Raw genomic sequence first — 16,642 nt, forward strand, 5'->3', positions numbered from 1 at the left:
CTTGATGTGCTTCAACAAGTGAAGCGATGCTCGAAAATTAACTTTCGTAATAATTCAAAAATGAATTACTGCTTGGTCACTCTTCAAGACTTTAATATTTTATCGTCCGAGGACGTTAGATATTGTCTTGTGAGTGCCCACACAGATTGTCTGATAAATTGTTAAAGAGCAGTGAGTTGCGAACATTCGTTCCAGCAACTCGGGAGGTGCATATTACGCTTTCCTCCTGAAGAGTCAAGCCTTTTTCTTTTCAGAATTTCGCTAGTTAGCGACGCTTTTCTCTTCCTCACCGAGCGACGTTTGCGTCGTTGTTCCCGGTCAGTGGTGGCGCATTATAGGGACTTCTGAGCTGGTGACAAGCGTTTATTTCATAATTTTTTTTGAACGTATAATATTTCGACATCAAGTTCAAAAAACGATAAATACAGGACGAAATTCATACAAAAAATAGAGAACCCAAGCTTCTAGCTCCGCTGCTCATTCCAAGCAGCCGCCCAAGAAAATTTACGCATTCGCCATCTTGCCACTACTCTATTAACTAGTTTTTAAATATCTAAGAAGTAGAGACCGACATGATCAGAGGTAATATTGGTCGTTCTGCTAGTATCGTCGGCCCCTAAAGATAAGATAATAAGGTGTGAAAAAGGCAAATAGGGTCGAGTACAGATACAGACAGAACCCATCAATAGGCATACTAATGGAACTCAAATTAATATTTACCAGAACAGAACGACCGTCCAAACAATCTAAGAAGATCGTTTTGTCAGATCTCAAATAGCAAAAAAGCCCCATGCTTTCGCATGAGGCCTTTTCGTTTATTTAATGCCTGGCAGTTCCCTACTCTCGCATGGGGAGACCCCACACTACCATCGGCGCTACGGCGTTTCACTTCTGAGTTCGGCATGGGGTCAGGTGGGACCACCGCGCTATCGCCGCCAGGCAAATTCTGTTAATCAACCCGCTACGTATATCGCTATACCCAGCCAGTTAATCCAATCTTTGAACAAGCTTACTCTTCGTCTTAGTTTCTCAACCAAAACACCTTCGGTGTTGTAAGGTTAAGCCTCACGGATCATTAGTACTGGTTAGCTCAACGTATCGCTACGCTTACACACCCAGCCTATCAACGTCTTAGTCTTAAACGTTCCTTTAGGAGACTCAAGGTCTCAGGGAAGACTCATCTCGAGGCAAGTTTCGCGCTTAGATGCTTTCAGCGCTTATCTTTTCCGCATTTAGCTACCGGGCAATGCCATTGGCATGACAACCCGAACACCAGTGATGCGTCCACTCCGGTCCTCTCGTACTAGGAGCAGCCCCTCTCAATCTTCCAACGCCCACGGCAGATAGGGACCGAACTGTCTCACGACGTTCTAAACCCAGCTCGCGTACCACTTTAAATGGCGAACAGCCATACCCTTGGGACCTACTTCAGCCCCAGGATGTGATGAGCCGACATCGAGGTGCCAAACACCGCCGTCGATATGAACTCTTGGGCGGTATCAGCCTGTTATCCCCGGAGTACCTTTTATCCGTTGAGCGATGGCCCTTCCATTCAGAACCACCGGATCACTATGACCTACTTTCGTACCTGCTCGAGCCGTCACTCTCGCAGTCAAGCTAGCTTATGCCATTGCACTAACCTCACGATGTCCGACCGTGATTAGCTAACCTTCGTGCTCCTCCGTTACTCTTTAGGAGGAGACCGCCCCAGTCAAACTACCCACCAGACACTGTCCTCAATCCCGATTAGGGACCGGAGTTAGAACATCAAACATTAAAGGGTGGTATTTCAAGGTTGGCTCCATGCAGACTGGCGTCCACACTTCAAAGCCTCCCACCTATCCTACACATCAAGGCTCAATGTTCAGTGTCAAGCTATAGTAAAGGTTCACGGGGTCTTTCCGTCTTGCCGCGGGTACACTGCATCTTCACAGCGAGTTCAATTTCACTGAGTCTCGGGTGGAGACAGCCTGGCCATCATTACGCCATTCGTGCAGGTCGGAACTTACCCGACAAGGAATTTCGCTACCTTAGGACCGTTATAGTTACGGCCGCCGTTTACTGGGGCTTCGATCAAGAGCTTCGCCTTGCGGCTGACCCCATCAATTAACCTTCCAGCACCGGGCAGGCGTCACACCGTATACGTCCACTTTCGTGTTTGCACAGTGCTGTGTTTTTATTAAACAGTTGCAGCCAGCTGGTATCTTCGACTGGCTTCAGCTCCATCCGCAAGGGACTTCACCTACGCGCCAGCGTGCCTTCTCCCGAAGTTACGGCACCATTTTGCCTAGTTCCTTCACCCGAGTTCTCTCAAGCGCCTTGGTATTCTCTACCTGACCACCTGTGTCGGTTTGGGGTACGATTCAATGTTACCTAGAGCTTAGAGGCTTTTCCTGGAAGCTTGGCATCAACTACTTCATCACCGTAGTGACTCGTCATCACGCCTCAGGGTTGATATGCGACCGGATTTACCAAGTCACACCCCCTACACGCTTAAACCGGGACAACCGTCGCCCGGATAGCCTAGCCTTCTCCGTCCCCCCTTCGCAGTAACACCGAGTACAGGAATATTAACCTGTTTCCCATCGACTACGCCTTTCGGCCTCGCCTTAGGGGTCGACTCACCCTGCCCCGATTAACGTTGGACAGGAACCCTTGGTCTTCCGGCGAGCGGGTTTTTCACCCGCTTTATCGTTACTTATGTCAGCATTCGCACTTCTGATACCTCCAGCAACCCTCACAGGCCACCTTCACAGGCTTACAGAACGCTCCCCTACCCAACAACACCTAAGTGTCGCTGCCGCAGCTTCGGTGCATAGTTTAGCCCCGTTACATCTTCCGCGCAGGCCGACTCGACCAGTGAGCTATTACGCTTTCTTTAAATGATGGCTGCTTCTAAGCCAACATCCTGGCTGTCTATGCCTTCCCACATCGTTTCCCACTTAACTATGACTTTGGGACCTTAGCTGGCGGTCTGGGTTGTTTCCCTCTTCACGACGGACGTTAGCACCCGCCGTGTGTCTCCCGTGATAACATTCTTCGGTATTCGTAGTTTGCATCGAGTTGGTAAGTCGGGATGACCCCCTAGTCGAAACAGTGCTCTACCCCCGAAGATGAGTTCACGAGGCGCTACCTAAATAGCTTTCGGGGAGAACCAGCTATCTCCCGGTTTGATTGGCCTTTCACCCCCAGCCACAAGTCATCCGCTAATTTTTCAACATTAGTCGGTTCGGTCCTCCAGTTAGTGTTACCCAACCTTCAACCTGCCCATGGCTAGATCACCGGGTTTCGGGTCTATACCTTGCAACTTGACGCCCAGTTAAGACTCGGTTTCCCTACGGCTCCCCTATTCGGTTAACCTTGCTACAAAATATAAGTCGCTGACCCATTATACAAAAGGTACGCAGTCACCCCATAAAAGAGGCTCCCACTGCTTGTACGTACACGGTTTCAGGTTCTATTTCACTCCCCTCGCCGGGGTTCTTTTCGCCTTTCCCTCACGGTACTGGTTCACTATCGGTCAGTCAGGAGTATTTAGCCTTGGAGGATGGTCCCCCCATATTCAGACAGGATGTCACGTGTCCCGCCCTACTCATCGAACTCACAGCATATGCATTTTCAAGTACGGGGCTATCACCCTGTATCGCCGGACTTTCCAGACCGTTCCTCTGACACATACGCTGATTAAGGTTCTGGGCTGCTCCCCGTTCGCTCGCCGCTACTAGGGGAATCTCGGTTGATTTCTTTTCCTCAGGGTACTTAGATGTTTCAGTTCCCCTGGTTCGCTTCGTTAAGCTATGTATTCACTTAACGATAGTGCAACGAATTGCACTGGGTTTCCCCATTCGGAAATCGTCGGTTATAACGCTTCATATCAGCTTACCGACGCTTATCGCAGATTAGCACGTCCTTCATCGCCTCTGACTGCCTAGGCATCCACCGTGTACGCTTAGTCACTTAACCTCACAACCCGAAGGTGTCTCTTGGTGAACGCGGTTACGAACCGGTTCAAGACAACATTCAAGATTGCAAAAAATTGAGAGACTGCTTAATGCTCGCTGTGTCAGTGTTTGACCGAAGTCATTCTCACAGCGGCTTAAGCTTTCAAATTTCAGCTTGTTCCAGATTGTTAAAGAGCAATATCTTAAACACGACTTAATCAAGTCATCTTTAAGATATTCAGGTGATAATGTCTTTCACTCATTATCGGAATGGCGTCCCCAAGGGGATTCGAACCCCTGTTACAGCCGTGAAAGGGCAGTGTCCTAGGCCTCTAGACGATGGGGACACGAAAATACCGACAAAGCTTACACTTTCTCGTTTCGTATCAGCATGAGTCTTAAAACTCACAACATCAACAGGTGCTCTTGCTCATTAATTTCATCAGACAATCTGTGTGGACACTGCACTTAACGCTATCTTTAGGTAAGGAGGTGATCCAACCGCAGGTTCCCCTACGGTTACCTTGTTACGACTTCACCCCAGTCATGAATCACAAAGTGGTAAGCGCCCTCCCGAAGGTTAAGCTACCTACTTCTTTTGCAACCCACTCCCATGGTGTGACGGGCGGTGTGTACAAGGCCCGGGAACGTATTCACCGTAGCATTCTGATCTACGATTACTAGCGATTCCGACTTCATGGAGTCGAGTTGCAGACTCCAATCCGGACTACGACATACTTTATGAGGTCCGCTTGCTCTCGCGAGTTCGCTTCTCTTTGTATATGCCATTGTAGCACGTGTGTAGCCCTACTCGTAAGGGCCATGATGACTTGACGTCATCCCCACCTTCCTCCGGTTTATCACCGGCAGTCTCCTTTGAGTTCCCGACATTACTCGCTGGCAACAAAGGATAAGGGTTGCGCTCGTTGCGGGACTTAACCCAACATTTCACAACACGAGCTGACGACAGCCATGCAGCACCTGTCTCAGAGTTCCCGAAGGCACTAAGCTATCTCTAGCAAATTCTCTGGATGTCAAGAGTAGGTAAGGTTCTTCGCGTTGCATCGAATTAAACCACATGCTCCACCGCTTGTGCGGGCCCCCGTCAATTCATTTGAGTTTTAACCTTGCGGCCGTACTCCCCAGGCGGTCGACTTAACGCGTTAGCTCCGGAAGCCACGCCTCAAGGGCACAACCTCCAAGTCGACATCGTTTACAGCGTGGACTACCAGGGTATCTAATCCTGTTTGCTCCCCACGCTTTCGCACCTGAGCGTCAGTCTTTGTCCAGGGGGCCGCCTTCGCCACCGGTATTCCTCCAGATCTCTACGCATTTCACCGCTACACCTGGAATTCTACCCCCCTCTACAAGACTCTAGCTTGCCAGTTTCAAATGCAGTTCCCAAGTTAAGCTCGGGGATTTCACATCTGACTTAACAAACCGCCTGCGTGCGCTTTACGCCCAGTAATTCCGATTAACGCTTGCACCCTCCGTATTACCGCGGCTGCTGGCACGGAGTTAGCCGGTGCTTCTTCTGCGAGTAACGTCAATCACCAAGGTTATTAACCTTAATGCCTTCCTCCTCGCTGAAAGTACTTTACAACCCGAAGGCCTTCTTCATACACGCGGCATGGCTGCATCAGGCTTGCGCCCATTGTGCAATATTCCCCACTGCTGCCTCCCGTAGGAGTCTGGACCGTGTCTCAGTTCCAGTGTGGCTGGTCATCCTCTCAGACCAGCTAGAGATCGTCGCCTAGGTGAGCCATTACCCCACCTACTAGCTAATCCCATCTGGGCACATCTGATGGCGTGAGGCCCGAAGGTCCCCCACTTTGGTCCGAAGACGTCATGCGGTATTAGCTACCGTTTCCAGTAGTTATCCCCCTCCATCAGGCAGTTTCCCAGACATTACTCACCCGTCCGCCGCTCGTCACCCAGAGAGCAAGCTCTCTTGTGCTACCGCTCGACTTGCATGTGTTAGGCCTGCCGCCAGCGTTCAATCTGAGCCATGATCAAACTCTTCAATTAAAAGCTTGATGTGCTTCAACACGTGAAGCGATGCTCGAAAATTAACTTTCGTAATAATTCAAAAATGAATTACTGCTTGGTCACTCTTCAAGACTTTAATATTTTATCGTCCGAGGACGTTAGATATTGTCTTGTGAGTGCCCACACAGATTGTCTGATAAATTGTTAAAGAGCAGCGCCAATCGAACGTAAGTTCTCATTGGCGTGGGCTGCGTATATTACGCTTTTAGCCCGCAGAGTCAAGCATTTATTTTTCAACAAACTGCATAACTCTATAAATCATCTACTGGCTAAGCGATGCTTGCATCGTTGTTCTCAGTCAGTGGTGGCGCATTATAGGGACTTCTGAGCCGGTGACAAGTGTTTATTTCATAAAACTTTTTGAACGTATAATATTTCGGCATTAAGCTTAAAAAACGTAATATATGAGACTCTTTTAACCGAATAAAGCAATTGCTCTTCTCTTTTGTAGGATAAAATAAGAAGGAAACATTGGTAATTATGCCAAATAGGATCTGAAGACATGCAACTCAACGCACAACAACAAGCCGCACAGCGTAATCTTTCCTATTTATTAGCGGAAAAGATTGGGCAGCGCATTCTCTCCGGAGAATATCAAGCTGGGAGTATCCTGCCTGGAGAACTTGAGCTTGGTGACATTTATGGTGTCAGCCGAACCGCCGTTCGTGAGGCTGTAAAAATGTTGGCAGCTAAAGGTATGGTATTACCACGCCCACGTATTGGTACTCGAGTCATGCCAAGCAGCAACTGGAACTTTCTGGATCAGGAACTGTTAACTTGGTGGTTAACTCGCGAAAACTTTGAACATGTAAAAGAACATTTTTTGGTTCTGCGTACAGCTCTAGAGCCTCAGGCATGTTTATTAGCGGCACTTCATGCTTCTGATGAACAAAAAGCAGAACTCAGTGCATTAATGGAAGAAATGCGGGAATTAAACACGCGATTTGACCGTGAGCGTTGGATCAAGGTTGACGTTCAATTCCACCAGCTTATCTATAAAGCTAGCGCAAATCCGTTCCTAACCTCTTTCGCGAACCTATTTAGTTCTGTTTACCAGAGCTACTTCCGGGCTATTACCGGCGATGAAGTCATTAAGCTAAGTCTTCATCAAGATATTGTTGACGCTATTTTGACGGGGAACAGTATGACTGCATTTATATCCTGTCAGGCTTTGTTGGGACAAAAAGACGAATAAACGGTACATATATGACGAAAACTGCCCGTAGTATGGCTGGCTTGCCTTGGATCGCAGCCATGGCTTTTTTCATGCAAGCTTTGGACGCAACCATTTTAAATACGGCTATTCCGTCCATTGCGCGTAGTTTGGATCGCTCCCCACTCGCCATGCAATCAGCCATCATTAGCTATACGTTAACGGTCGCGATGCTCATTCCTGTCAGTGGATGGGTTGCTGATAAATTCGGTACGCGTAAAGTATTTATTTTCGCCGTATCTTTGTTTTCTCTTGGGTCGTTATCCTGTGCTCTTTCTGGCTCATTGGCGATGCTAGTATGTTCACGCGTGCTGCAGGGAATTGGCGGCGCGATGATGATGCCAGTGGCACGTCTAGCATTGCTACGAGCCTACCCTCGTAGCGAACTATTACCGGTATTGAACTTCGTCACCATGCCAGGTTTGATTGGTCCAGTCGTTGGGCCAATGCTGGGTGGTTGGTTAGTCACCGTTGCAACTTGGCACTGGATATTTCTAATCAATATTCCGATTGGTGTTGCCGGTATTTTCTACGCTCGCCGTTACATGCCTGATTTCACGGCACCGACCAGACGTTTCGACTATGTGGGCTTTTTGGTTTTTGGTTTAAGTTTAGTTTGCCTTTCTACCGGCATGGAGCTGTTTGGCGAGAATGTTCTGCCAATGGTATATGCATGGCTGATATTGTTTGCTGGGGTAGCTCTTCTATTTATCTATGTTCTTCATGCTCGCGTTCACCCGCAGCCACTCATTGACTTACCACTCTTTAAAACACGTACTTTCTCTATTGGCATCATTGGCAACGTAGCATCACGCCTTGGCACTGGCTGTATCCCTTTCCTGATGCCTTTAATGCTGCAAGTCGGTTTCGGTTATTCAGCCATCATTGCGGGTTGTATGATGGCGCCAACAGCCATTGGCTCGATAATCGCAAAATCGACCGTGACCGGCGTTTTGCGTCGTTTTGGTTATCGCAAGACGCTGGTGTGTGTGACGATGATTATTGGCGTAATGATTGCCCAGTTCTCTCTGCAAACACCTGATATGCCGCTATGGATGTTGGTTTTGCCGCTATTTTTACTGGGCATGGTGATGTCGACTCAATTTACGTCGATGAACACCATTTCATTAGGTGATTTAACCGATAAAAATGCCAGCGCAGGGAATAGTGTTTTAGCAGTGACTCAGCAGCTATCAATTAGTTTTGGGGTTGCTGTCAGTGCAGCGGTATTGCGATTCTACGATTCACTGTCGTTTGGCTCATTAGTCGATCACTTCCACTACACCTTTATTACTATGGGTATAGTGACTATTCTGTCAGCGCTAATCTTCTTAATGCTGCGCCCTACCGATGGCGATGCCTTAATTAAAGGGCGTAAAGCGCAGCTACGTAGAAAAAGTCGAGAGACTAAATCTGCCCAACAGAATCCCTAACCATGAGCTCTGGCGTTAAAACCAGAGTTTGTGGTTCTAGGCTAAGATTCATGAGCCGATGTAAGAGTGTGTCTACAGCTAACTCCCCCAGCTCATCTTTGGGCTGGTGAATGGTGGTTAACGGTGGCGAAAGATACTGAGACATCTCAATATCGTCGTAGCCTATAACAGCGACATCCTCGCCAACTTTTAATCCTGCACGATATAAAGCCTGATAGACACCAACCGCCATCGCATCATTGCCTGTGAATACCGCATGGGGTGGTTCAGGCAGTGCGAGTAACTGATTCATCGCGTTAACGCCGCCTGAAAACTCAAAGTCACTAAAAATGACATACTCATCAGGAATGGGAATCCCCGCCATCTGCATTTCATGACGGAAACCTTCTAAGCGCTCCCATGCTGGAGTTTTATCTTTTGGCCCAGCGATACAGGCAATTTTGGTATAGCCACGCTCTAACAGATGCCGAGTAGCAATTTGGCCACCGAAAAATGAATTATCTTGGATTACATCATTTGGACCATCGAATACGGCCCAGTCCATCATCACTGTAGGTAATGATGGATAGCGACTCAGCATTTCACGCGCCGGCCGATAGCTCTCCGTGCACATCATCAATAAGCCATCAACGCGCTTTTGCAGCAGCGTCTCTAGACTCTGATTCATACGAGACACATCCCCTTCGGTATTACATAGAATAAGGCTGTAGCCACGCTCATAGCAGCTGCGCTCAACGCCACGAACCACTTCAGCAAAAAAAGGATTGTTACTGGTCGTGACGAGCATACCGATAGTTCGAGTTTGATTGAGCTTTAGACTCCTCGCCAACGCGGAAGGCGCATAGTTAAGCTCTTTGACCGCAGATAACACTTTGTCGCGCACAGAGTCGCTCACAAAGCGGTTGTTATTGATGACATGGGAAACGGTGGACGTTGATACGCCCGCTAAGCGGGCGACGTCTTTCATGGTGGTCACGCAGAGCTACTCCTAATACCGCGACTCTTAATGTGACTGGAGAAAAGAATCGATCTCTTTGCGCCAAGGAACGGATGGCTGTGCACCTTCACGCGTAACAGCGATCGCTGCGGCCGCATGTGCAAAACGTACTGCAGCATTAATTTCCACGCCTTCCAACAAGGCGGTCACTAAGGCACCGTTGAACGTATCGCCTGCAGCGATAGTATCGACGGCTTTGACTTTAAATCCGGGAATGGTTTTTCCCTGCTGATTTTGGCTGAGCCATACGCCACGGCTTCCCAAGGTTATCAATACGGTTTTAATCCCTTTTTGATGCAGGATATCTGCCGCACGCTGAGCACCGAGATCATCTTTTACAGCAATACCCGTCAGCTTTTCAGCTTCAGTTTCATTTGGCGTGATGACATCAATATTAGAAAGCAGTTCATCGGGCAGTTCGCGAGCCGGTGCCGGATTTAAAATCACCTGCGTATTGTGCTCGCGAGCTAATTTAGCAGCGGCAATGACGGTTTCTAACGGTGATTCGAGCTGCATCAACAGCGCATCGGCATTTTCTATCAGTTTCTGATGACGAGATAAATAAACAGGTGTTACCGCAGCGTTAGCGCCAGCGCTGATACCAATGACATTTTCGCCGTCTTGATTAACAAAAATTAGAGCAACACCGGTGGTTTGTCCCTCAATAGCACCTATTGCTTGAGTATCAATGTTATCACTAGAAAGTTGCTGACAAATGCGTTCACCAATATCGTCCTGTCCAACGCATGCAATAAAGGAAATATCGGCACCGCTACGGCCAGCAGCGACTGCTTGATTAGCGCCTTTACCACCAAACGCCACTTTATATTGCTGACCTAGAACCGTTTCACCTGGGCGAGGGAAGTGTTCAATATTTAAGATATGATCAGCATTAATACTGCCCAACACCACCAATTTGCCTTTTTGCATCTTACCTAATCCCTTAAATGGACACCGCCGCAGAACTGTCTGCGGCGGCGTTTTTATTACTCGGTAACCAGTTTTAGCTCAACAGGGATATTGGCCGGCACTTTCTCACCTTTCAATACTTTATCCGCTGTTTCTACGCCAATTACGCCAATTTGCTCAGGCTGTTGAGCAACGGTTGCACCCAATTTGCCACGCTGAACCGCTTTTACACCATCAGCGGTACCGTCAAAGCCAACGACCAATACATCGCTTTTGCCAGCGGTTTGCAACGCACGTAAAGCACCCAACGCCATTTCATCATTCTGTGCAAATACGGCTTGTACCTGAGGATGCGCAGTCAACAGGTTCTGCATCACGTTCAGACCCTTGGTACGGTCGAAATCTGCAGGCTGACTAGCCAACATATTAAACTTGTGTTCTTCCTGCGCTTTTTTGAAACCGTCGCCGCGCTCACGAGCTGCTGACGTTCCGGCGATACCTTCGAGCTGAATGACTTTGGCATTGTCACCCAACTTCTTCGCAATAAATTCTCCAGCTGCTTTACCACCTGCAACGTTATCAGAAGCGATATGACTCACAACTTCACCTTTGTTCGCTGCACGGTCTAAGGTGATTACCGGAATTTTTGCCTGATTAGCCATCAGAATAGCATTACCGACGGCATCAGAATCAGTTGGGTTAATCAGCATCAATTTGGTACCACGTACCGTTAGATCCTGTACGTTAGCCAACTCTTTTGCTGGGTTGTTCTGAGAATCCAGAATGACCAGTTTATAGCCTAATTTATCCGCTTCTTTCTGTGCACCATCTTTCATGGAGACAAAGAACGGGTTGTTCAGCGTTGATACCACCAGCGCAATGGTATCTTGCGCCATTGCGTTCGCGCTCAGAGTTGCACTCAAAGCGGCCGCGGAGATTAAAGTTGCCAGTTTTTTCATATTCATTATCGTCGTTTCCTGTAGGGAAGATTATTTGTTGCTTTTGTTGTCTACCAGAACCGCCAGCAAAATAACCACTGCTTTAACGATCATTTGGTAGTAAGACGAAACACCCAGTAAGTTCAGCCCATTATTGAGGAAGCCTAAAATCAATGCACCGATCAAAGTCCCCATAATACGGCCTTTACCTCCCGCCAAACTGGTTCCTCCCAGTACAACGGCGGCGATAGCATCTAACTCATAGCCTGTACCCGCCGTTGGCTGCGCTGAGGAAAGACGAGCGACCTCAATCACACCCGCCAAGGCAGAGAGTAAACCACACAGCGAATAAACAATAATTTTGACGCGGTCAACGCTGATACCAGACAAGCGAGTCGCTGACTCATTACCGCCTAGTGCATAGATATAACGACCAAGACGAGTGTGGTGCAGCATGTACCATGCTAACGCAAACACAATAACCATCAACCAGATAGGTGTAGGTATGCCAAGAGGACGGCCAATACCAAACCAACCGAAGAGATCCGCTGCATCAGAGAAGCCGGTATTGATCGGGCTACCATTGGTGTACACCATCGTGACACCGCGTAATAGCAGCATCATGACCAACGTCGCGATAAATGCCTGAACTTTGCCTTTTGCAACAATCACACCCGTACAGCCACCAATGGCGGCGCCCAAAGCGAGAGCTGCAAATACAGCAATAAATGCGTTAACTTCTAATCCAACAATGGAGGCTGCGACAGCGCCAGTTACGGCCAGTAATGATCCAACGGATAAATCAATGCCCGAAGTTAGAATCACCAGCGTCATCCCCACCGCCATAATGGCGTTGACCGACGTCTGCTGCAAAATGTTGAATAGGTTATTGAGCGTAAAGAAGTTAGGGCTCATTGAGGACACTACCGCAATCAGCACCAGCAGGGCGATCAGCGATTTTTGTTCCAGCAACAACGTTTTTAACTGATCTTTACTAAACCCACCTTGTTTCTGGGTTGTCTGGGTGTTCATCTGCGATTACTCCTGCTTCACGCCGTATTGCTTGCCAACGGCGGCTGCCATCAGCACTTCTTGGGTTGCCTGTTCAATAGGGAATTCCCCACTCAGATGACCATCATGCATAACCAAAATGCGGTCACTCATGCCAAGCACCTCGGGCATTTCTGAAGACACCAAAATGATGCTCAGACCTTCTTGTTTGAACTGGTTAATAAGTTGGTAAATCTCTTTTTTGGCGCCAACGTCTACACCGCGAGTGGGTTCATCAAGGATCAGAACTTTTGGACGCGTCATGAGGCCACGCGCAATGGCCACTTTTTGCTGATTACCACCAGAAAGTAGTCCGATAGGCTGATCCATTGATGGCGTTTTCACGTTGAATAAGCGCATAAAATCGCTAACGGCCTCTTGCTCTTCGGTGTGTTTGAGTGAGCCATTGGCACGGCTGAAGTAGCGCAATGCGGTAAGCGACATATTTTCTTTAACGGACATCCCCAGAACCAAACCATCACGCTTACGGTCTTCAGAGATGTAAACAATGCCGTTCGCTAAACCATCCTGAGGTGAATGAGTCACGACCTCTCGGCCGTCGAGCATGACAAATCCCTGCTTACGCGGTAACGCGCCATACAGAATCTTCATCAGTTCAGTACGCCCAGCCCCCATCAAGCCAGATACGCCTAAAATCTCTCCGCGATAGAGATCAAAGCTAACGTTTTCAACCCCAGGGCCATACAAGCCTTTCACCTGCAGACGGAGCTCACCACGCGGCTGGTTTAAGCGTGGGTATTGCTCTTCCAGCTTACGACCAACCATCATTTCAATGAGAGAGTCTTCCTGTAACTCACTGACAGGGCGCTCAGCGATAAACTGCCCGTCACGGAAAATAGTGACGTCATCGCAGATCTCAAAGATCTCTTTTAAACGGTGTGAAATGTAAACTATGCCGCGCCCTTCAGCCTTCAGCTCATTAATCACCTTGAACAGTGACTCAGTTTCAGTATCCGTTAAAGCATCTGTTGGCTCATCCATGATGATGACTTTGGATTCAAAGCTCAGCACCTTGGCGATCTCCACCATTTGCTGATCGCCGATGGATAAATCGCCCACCAGCCGATGGCTGCTGTAGCGAATATTTAAACGAGCCAGAAGTTTATCCGCTTCGGCATACATCTTTTTCCAGTCAATACAGCCCAAACGGTTAACAAATTCACGCCCCAAGAAAATGTTCTCGGCAATCGTGAGTTGTGGAATGAGGTTTAATTCTTGGTGAATAATACCGATACCCGCTTCCTGAGAAGACTTAGGGCCATTAAAAACGACCTCTTTACCCAAAAAGTGCTGAGTCCCGGCATCTTTTTGATAGATACCGGTTAACACTTTCATCATCGTGGACTTACCCGCACCATTTTCACCGACTAACGCCATTACGCGTCCCGGATAAACATTTAGCGCGGCACCAGACAGGGCTTTAACCCCAGGAAAGCTTTTATCAATGCCTTTTAAGGCTAATAAAGGTTGCATAGCGGCCTCAGAAGGTTACGCCAGAATAAAGCAGAACATTGGCATACGGAGAACACTCTCCGCTACGAATGACGGCCTTACTGGCAGAGCTCAGCGCTTTAAATTGCTCATGGCTGACATACTCCACCGTGATGGTATTTCCCTGGTGTTGTTCGAGTTGTTTCAAGTGATCAAGTAACTGTTCATGAATCACGGAGTTATTACTAGGCATCTCTTGCGCAATAACCGCTTTCTCAACCTGCATTTCCTGCGTAATCACACCAACAACCTGCAAAAAACCGGGAACCCCATGAGTCAGCGCTAAATCAATACGCTGAGTCGAATCAGGAATTGGAAGCCCCGCATCACCCACAACAATGGCGTCGGTATGACCTAAACGAGAAATGAGATAGGAAATCTCAGAGTTGAGTAAAGTGCCTTTTTTCATTTATTTGCTCCATCAGCGAAACGTTTCGCTTGAGAGGGAGTTTAGGAGCTAATAAAACACAGACAATAAATAATATGAAGAAATGTGATCTCTATCGAAACGTTTCGCTAGCAGAAGCGTTTCAGCTTATATGGGCCGTTAAGCTGAAACTACTTATTATTTTCTGCGTTTAAGTATTGGTAGAGAAAGCCAACGACGGAAAGGAGTCTCACAAGGTTTGGGGGCGCTGGATGCACATCCCAAACCTTGCGGAAAAACTACCTAGGTATATGCAATGCCTAAATTTCCACCTGCGTACCAAGCTCGATCACCCTGTTTGGCGGGATCTCGAATTGATCGGCAGCCTGCAGTGCATTTCGACTTAAGGCCATAAACAGTTTGCCACGTGCTTTTAAATACCACGGACGATTGCCCAAGATCAGCGATTCGTGAGACATGAAGAACGAGGTTTCCATCATCCGACACGGCAATCCTTCCAAACCACAGCGATGGAAGATTTCTTCTACGTTTGGCGTTTCTTTAAAGCCGTAGCTCGCCACGACTCGCCAGAAAGTAGGCGACAGTTGCTCAATGGTCACACGCCGAACATTGTGTACATAAGGAGCATCTTCCGTGCGAAGCGTAAGCAAGATCACCCGTTCATGTAGCACTTTGTTATGTTTGAGATTATGTAACAGCGCAAAAGGAATGACGTTCATCGCTCGCGACATATAGACCGCGGTTCCTTGCACACGAACCGGAGGGGATTTCTCTAATGAGGCAATCATTGCTTCCAAAGAGTTACCATGTTCATGTAAACGACGCAGCAGGCGGAAACGCTCGCTTTTCCATGTGGTCATAATGATGAACATCACAAGCCCCAATGCAAGCGGCAACCAACCACCAGAGAAGAATTTCAGCGCGTTGGCTGTAAAGAGTGGAATATCCATACATAACAGACCCGCGAGCAGAATCATGACCACAAAGCGGTTCCAGTGCCAGTTTTTCACTGCAACGGTACAGCAGAGAATACTGGTTAATACCATGGTTCCTGTCACGGCAATACCGTAAGCCGCAGCCAGATTACTGGAATGTTCGAAGCTCGCGATAACAATAACCACCGAGATATACAGCGCCCAATTGATTGCTGGTATGTATATTTGTCCCGCTTCCATATCAGAGGTATGGATAATGCGCATCGGGGGTAGATAGCCGAGACGAACAGCCTGCCGCGTTAATGAGAAGACGCCAGAAATAACCGCCTGTGAAGCGATAACCGTCGCAAAAGTCGCCAGAATAAGAAGTGGAATCAATGCCCAATCTGGTGCAAGCAAGAAGAACGGGTTTTTAATCGCCTCTGGGTTTTTCAGTAGCAGCGCCCCTTGACCAAAGTAGTTCAAGATAAGAGACGGAATGACAAAGAAAAACCACGCTAAACGAATTGGCTTCTTCCCAAAATGTCCCATATCGGCATACAGAGCTTCAACACCAGTGATAGAAAGCACCACTGCGCCCAATGCGAAGAATGCCATTGAACGATGTTCAACGAAGAATCCAATAGCCCATTTAGGGTTTAGCGCAGTGAGCACTTGCGGGTTATCGATAATACTGCGAGCGCCGAGGATGGCCAACGTGAGAAACCATAGCACCATGACCGGCGCAAAGAGTTTACCGATACTCCCCGTTCCATGTTTTTGAATGAAAAACAGAATGGTCAGAACCAGAATGGAGAGCGGAACAATATAGGGATCAAGAGACGGTGCTGCTATCTCAAGGCCTTCTATTGCTGACATCACCGAAATTGCTGGCGTAATCACCACTTCCCCATAGAAGAAGCTGCCACCAATTAACCCCAAGATCACTAATATTGCCGTCACTTTAGGTGCAGTATTCCGCCCCGCTAATGACATTAGGGTTAATATCCCCCCTTCGCCGGCGTTATCTGCGCGCATAACGAAAGTTAAGTATTTAAGGGATACAATCAGGATCTGCATCCAGAAAATCAGTGAAAGAAAACCAAATACTATTTCTGGCTCAACACTAAAACCGTAGTGGCCAGAAAAACACTCGCGTAAGGTATATAACGGACTCGTACCTATATCGCCATACACTACACCGATTGCGGCCAGTGTGACTGTCGTTAATGAACGTTTATGTTCTGAACTCATAACTTGTTTCTTTTGCTGTAACATCTATAAGCGATGCGTGTACT

General features: G+C 47.9%; 9 protein-coding genes, 1 tRNA gene and 3 rRNA genes. 2 read left to right on the forward strand and 11 right to left on the reverse strand.

The window, feature by feature from the left end; genetic code table 11:
• Positions 1-824: 824 nt before the first annotated feature.
• The 4 genes from rrf to K9N75_RS21540 form a co-directional block, all read right to left on the reverse strand.
• Positions 825-940, reverse strand: a 5S ribosomal RNA gene (gene rrf, locus K9N75_RS21525).
• Positions 941-1,054: 114 nt separating this feature from the next.
• A 23S ribosomal RNA gene (locus K9N75_RS21530) occupies positions 1,055-3,963 on the reverse strand.
• Between the two features lie 249 nt (positions 3,964-4,212).
• Positions 4,213-4,288 (reverse strand) — tRNA-Glu (locus tag K9N75_RS21535).
• A 138-nt stretch (positions 4,289-4,426) separates the two neighbouring features.
• Positions 4,427-5,969, reverse strand: a 16S ribosomal RNA gene (locus tag K9N75_RS21540).
• Together the 16S, 23S and 5S rRNA genes with 1 tRNA gene alongside form the textbook arrangement of a ribosomal RNA operon.
• A gap of 523 nt (positions 5,970-6,492) precedes the next feature.
• Here K9N75_RS21540 and K9N75_RS21545 point away from each other — a divergent pair.
• Together K9N75_RS21545 and mdtD are read left to right on the forward strand one after the other, a co-directional pair.
• A complete protein-coding gene (locus K9N75_RS21545; RefSeq protein WP_008815695.1) occupies positions 6,493-7,185 on the forward strand; it encodes a FadR/GntR family transcriptional regulator in 693 nt (230 codons plus the stop codon).
• Between the two features lie 11 nt (positions 7,186-7,196).
• Positions 7,197-8,636: a multidrug transporter subunit MdtD gene (gene mdtD / locus K9N75_RS21550; protein WP_008815696.1), complete on the forward strand. Its 1,440-nt coding sequence runs from the start codon at positions 7,197-7,199 to the stop codon at positions 8,634-8,636.
• On the opposite strand, the gene rbsR is transcribed toward mdtD, so the two are convergent.
• From rbsR to kup, 7 genes are all read right to left on the reverse strand, one after another.
• On the reverse strand, positions 8,611-9,612 hold the full coding sequence (gene rbsR / locus K9N75_RS21555; RefSeq protein ID WP_008815697.1) for a ribose operon transcriptional repressor RbsR: 1,002 nt from the start codon (positions 9,610-9,612) through the stop codon (positions 8,611-8,613). The genes mdtD and rbsR overlap by 26 nt on opposite strands.
• A 27-nt stretch (positions 9,613-9,639) precedes the next feature.
• Positions 9,640-10,563 (reverse strand): ribokinase, encoded by a 924-nt coding sequence (gene rbsK, locus K9N75_RS21560; RefSeq protein WP_039185028.1) that lies wholly within the window; start codon positions 10,561-10,563, stop codon positions 9,640-9,642.
• A gap of 56 nt (positions 10,564-10,619) precedes the next feature.
• On the reverse strand, positions 10,620-11,507 hold the full coding sequence (gene rbsB / locus K9N75_RS21565) for a ribose ABC transporter substrate-binding protein RbsB (protein ID WP_008815699.1): 888 nt from the start codon (positions 11,505-11,507) through the stop codon (positions 10,620-10,622).
• Between the two features lie 24 nt (positions 11,508-11,531).
• Positions 11,532-12,512 (reverse strand): ribose ABC transporter permease, encoded by a 981-nt coding sequence (rbsC, locus tag K9N75_RS21570; protein ID WP_004093868.1) that lies wholly within the window; start codon positions 12,510-12,512, stop codon positions 11,532-11,534.
• A 6-nt stretch (positions 12,513-12,518) separates the two neighbouring features.
• Positions 12,519-14,024, reverse strand: coding sequence for a ribose ABC transporter ATP-binding protein RbsA (rbsA, locus tag K9N75_RS21575; protein ID WP_004093870.1), 1,506 nt, complete (start codon positions 14,022-14,024; stop codon positions 12,519-12,521).
• Positions 14,025-14,031: 7 nt separating this feature from the next.
• Positions 14,032-14,451, reverse strand: coding sequence for a D-ribose pyranase (gene rbsD, locus K9N75_RS21580; RefSeq protein ID WP_008815700.1), 420 nt, complete (start codon positions 14,449-14,451; stop codon positions 14,032-14,034).
• A gap of 278 nt (positions 14,452-14,729) precedes the next feature.
• Complete coding sequence (kup, locus tag K9N75_RS21585) at positions 14,730-16,598, reverse strand: low affinity potassium transporter Kup (RefSeq protein ID WP_039185034.1); 1,869 nt, start codon at positions 16,596-16,598, stop codon at positions 14,730-14,732.
• Between the last annotated feature and the right edge of the window lie 44 nt (positions 16,599-16,642).

This window comes from Hafnia paralvei, assembly GCF_020150375.1.
GTDB lineage: Bacteria > Pseudomonadota > Gammaproteobacteria > Enterobacterales > Enterobacteriaceae > Hafnia > Hafnia paralvei.

Excerpts from the sequence above, each read along its gene's own strand:
- K9N75_RS21545 (WP_008815695.1), top strand. The coding sequence starts at position 6,493 with ATGCAACTCAACGCACAACAACAAGCCGCACAGCGTAATCTTTCCTAT.
- mdtD (WP_008815696.1), top strand. The coding sequence starts at position 7,197 with ATGACGAAAACTGCCCGTAGTATGGCTGGCTTGCCTTGGATCGCAGCC.
- rbsK (WP_039185028.1), bottom strand. The coding sequence starts at position 10,563 with ATGCAAAAAGGCAAATTGGTGGTGTTGGGCAGTATTAATGCTGATCAT.
- rbsB (WP_008815699.1), bottom strand. The coding sequence starts at position 11,507 with ATGAATATGAAAAAACTGGCAACTTTAATCTCCGCGGCCGCTTTGAGT.
- rbsC (WP_004093868.1), bottom strand. The coding sequence starts at position 12,512 with ATGAACACCCAGACAACCCAGAAACAAGGTGGGTTTAGTAAAGATCAG.
- rbsA (WP_004093870.1), bottom strand. The coding sequence starts at position 14,024 with ATGCAACCTTTATTAGCCTTAAAAGGCATTGATAAAAGCTTTCCTGGG.
- rbsD (WP_008815700.1), bottom strand. The coding sequence starts at position 14,451 with ATGAAAAAAGGCACTTTACTCAACTCTGAGATTTCCTATCTCATTTCT.
- kup (WP_039185034.1), bottom strand. The coding sequence starts at position 16,598 with ATGAGTTCAGAACATAAACGTTCATTAACGACAGTCACACTGGCCGCA.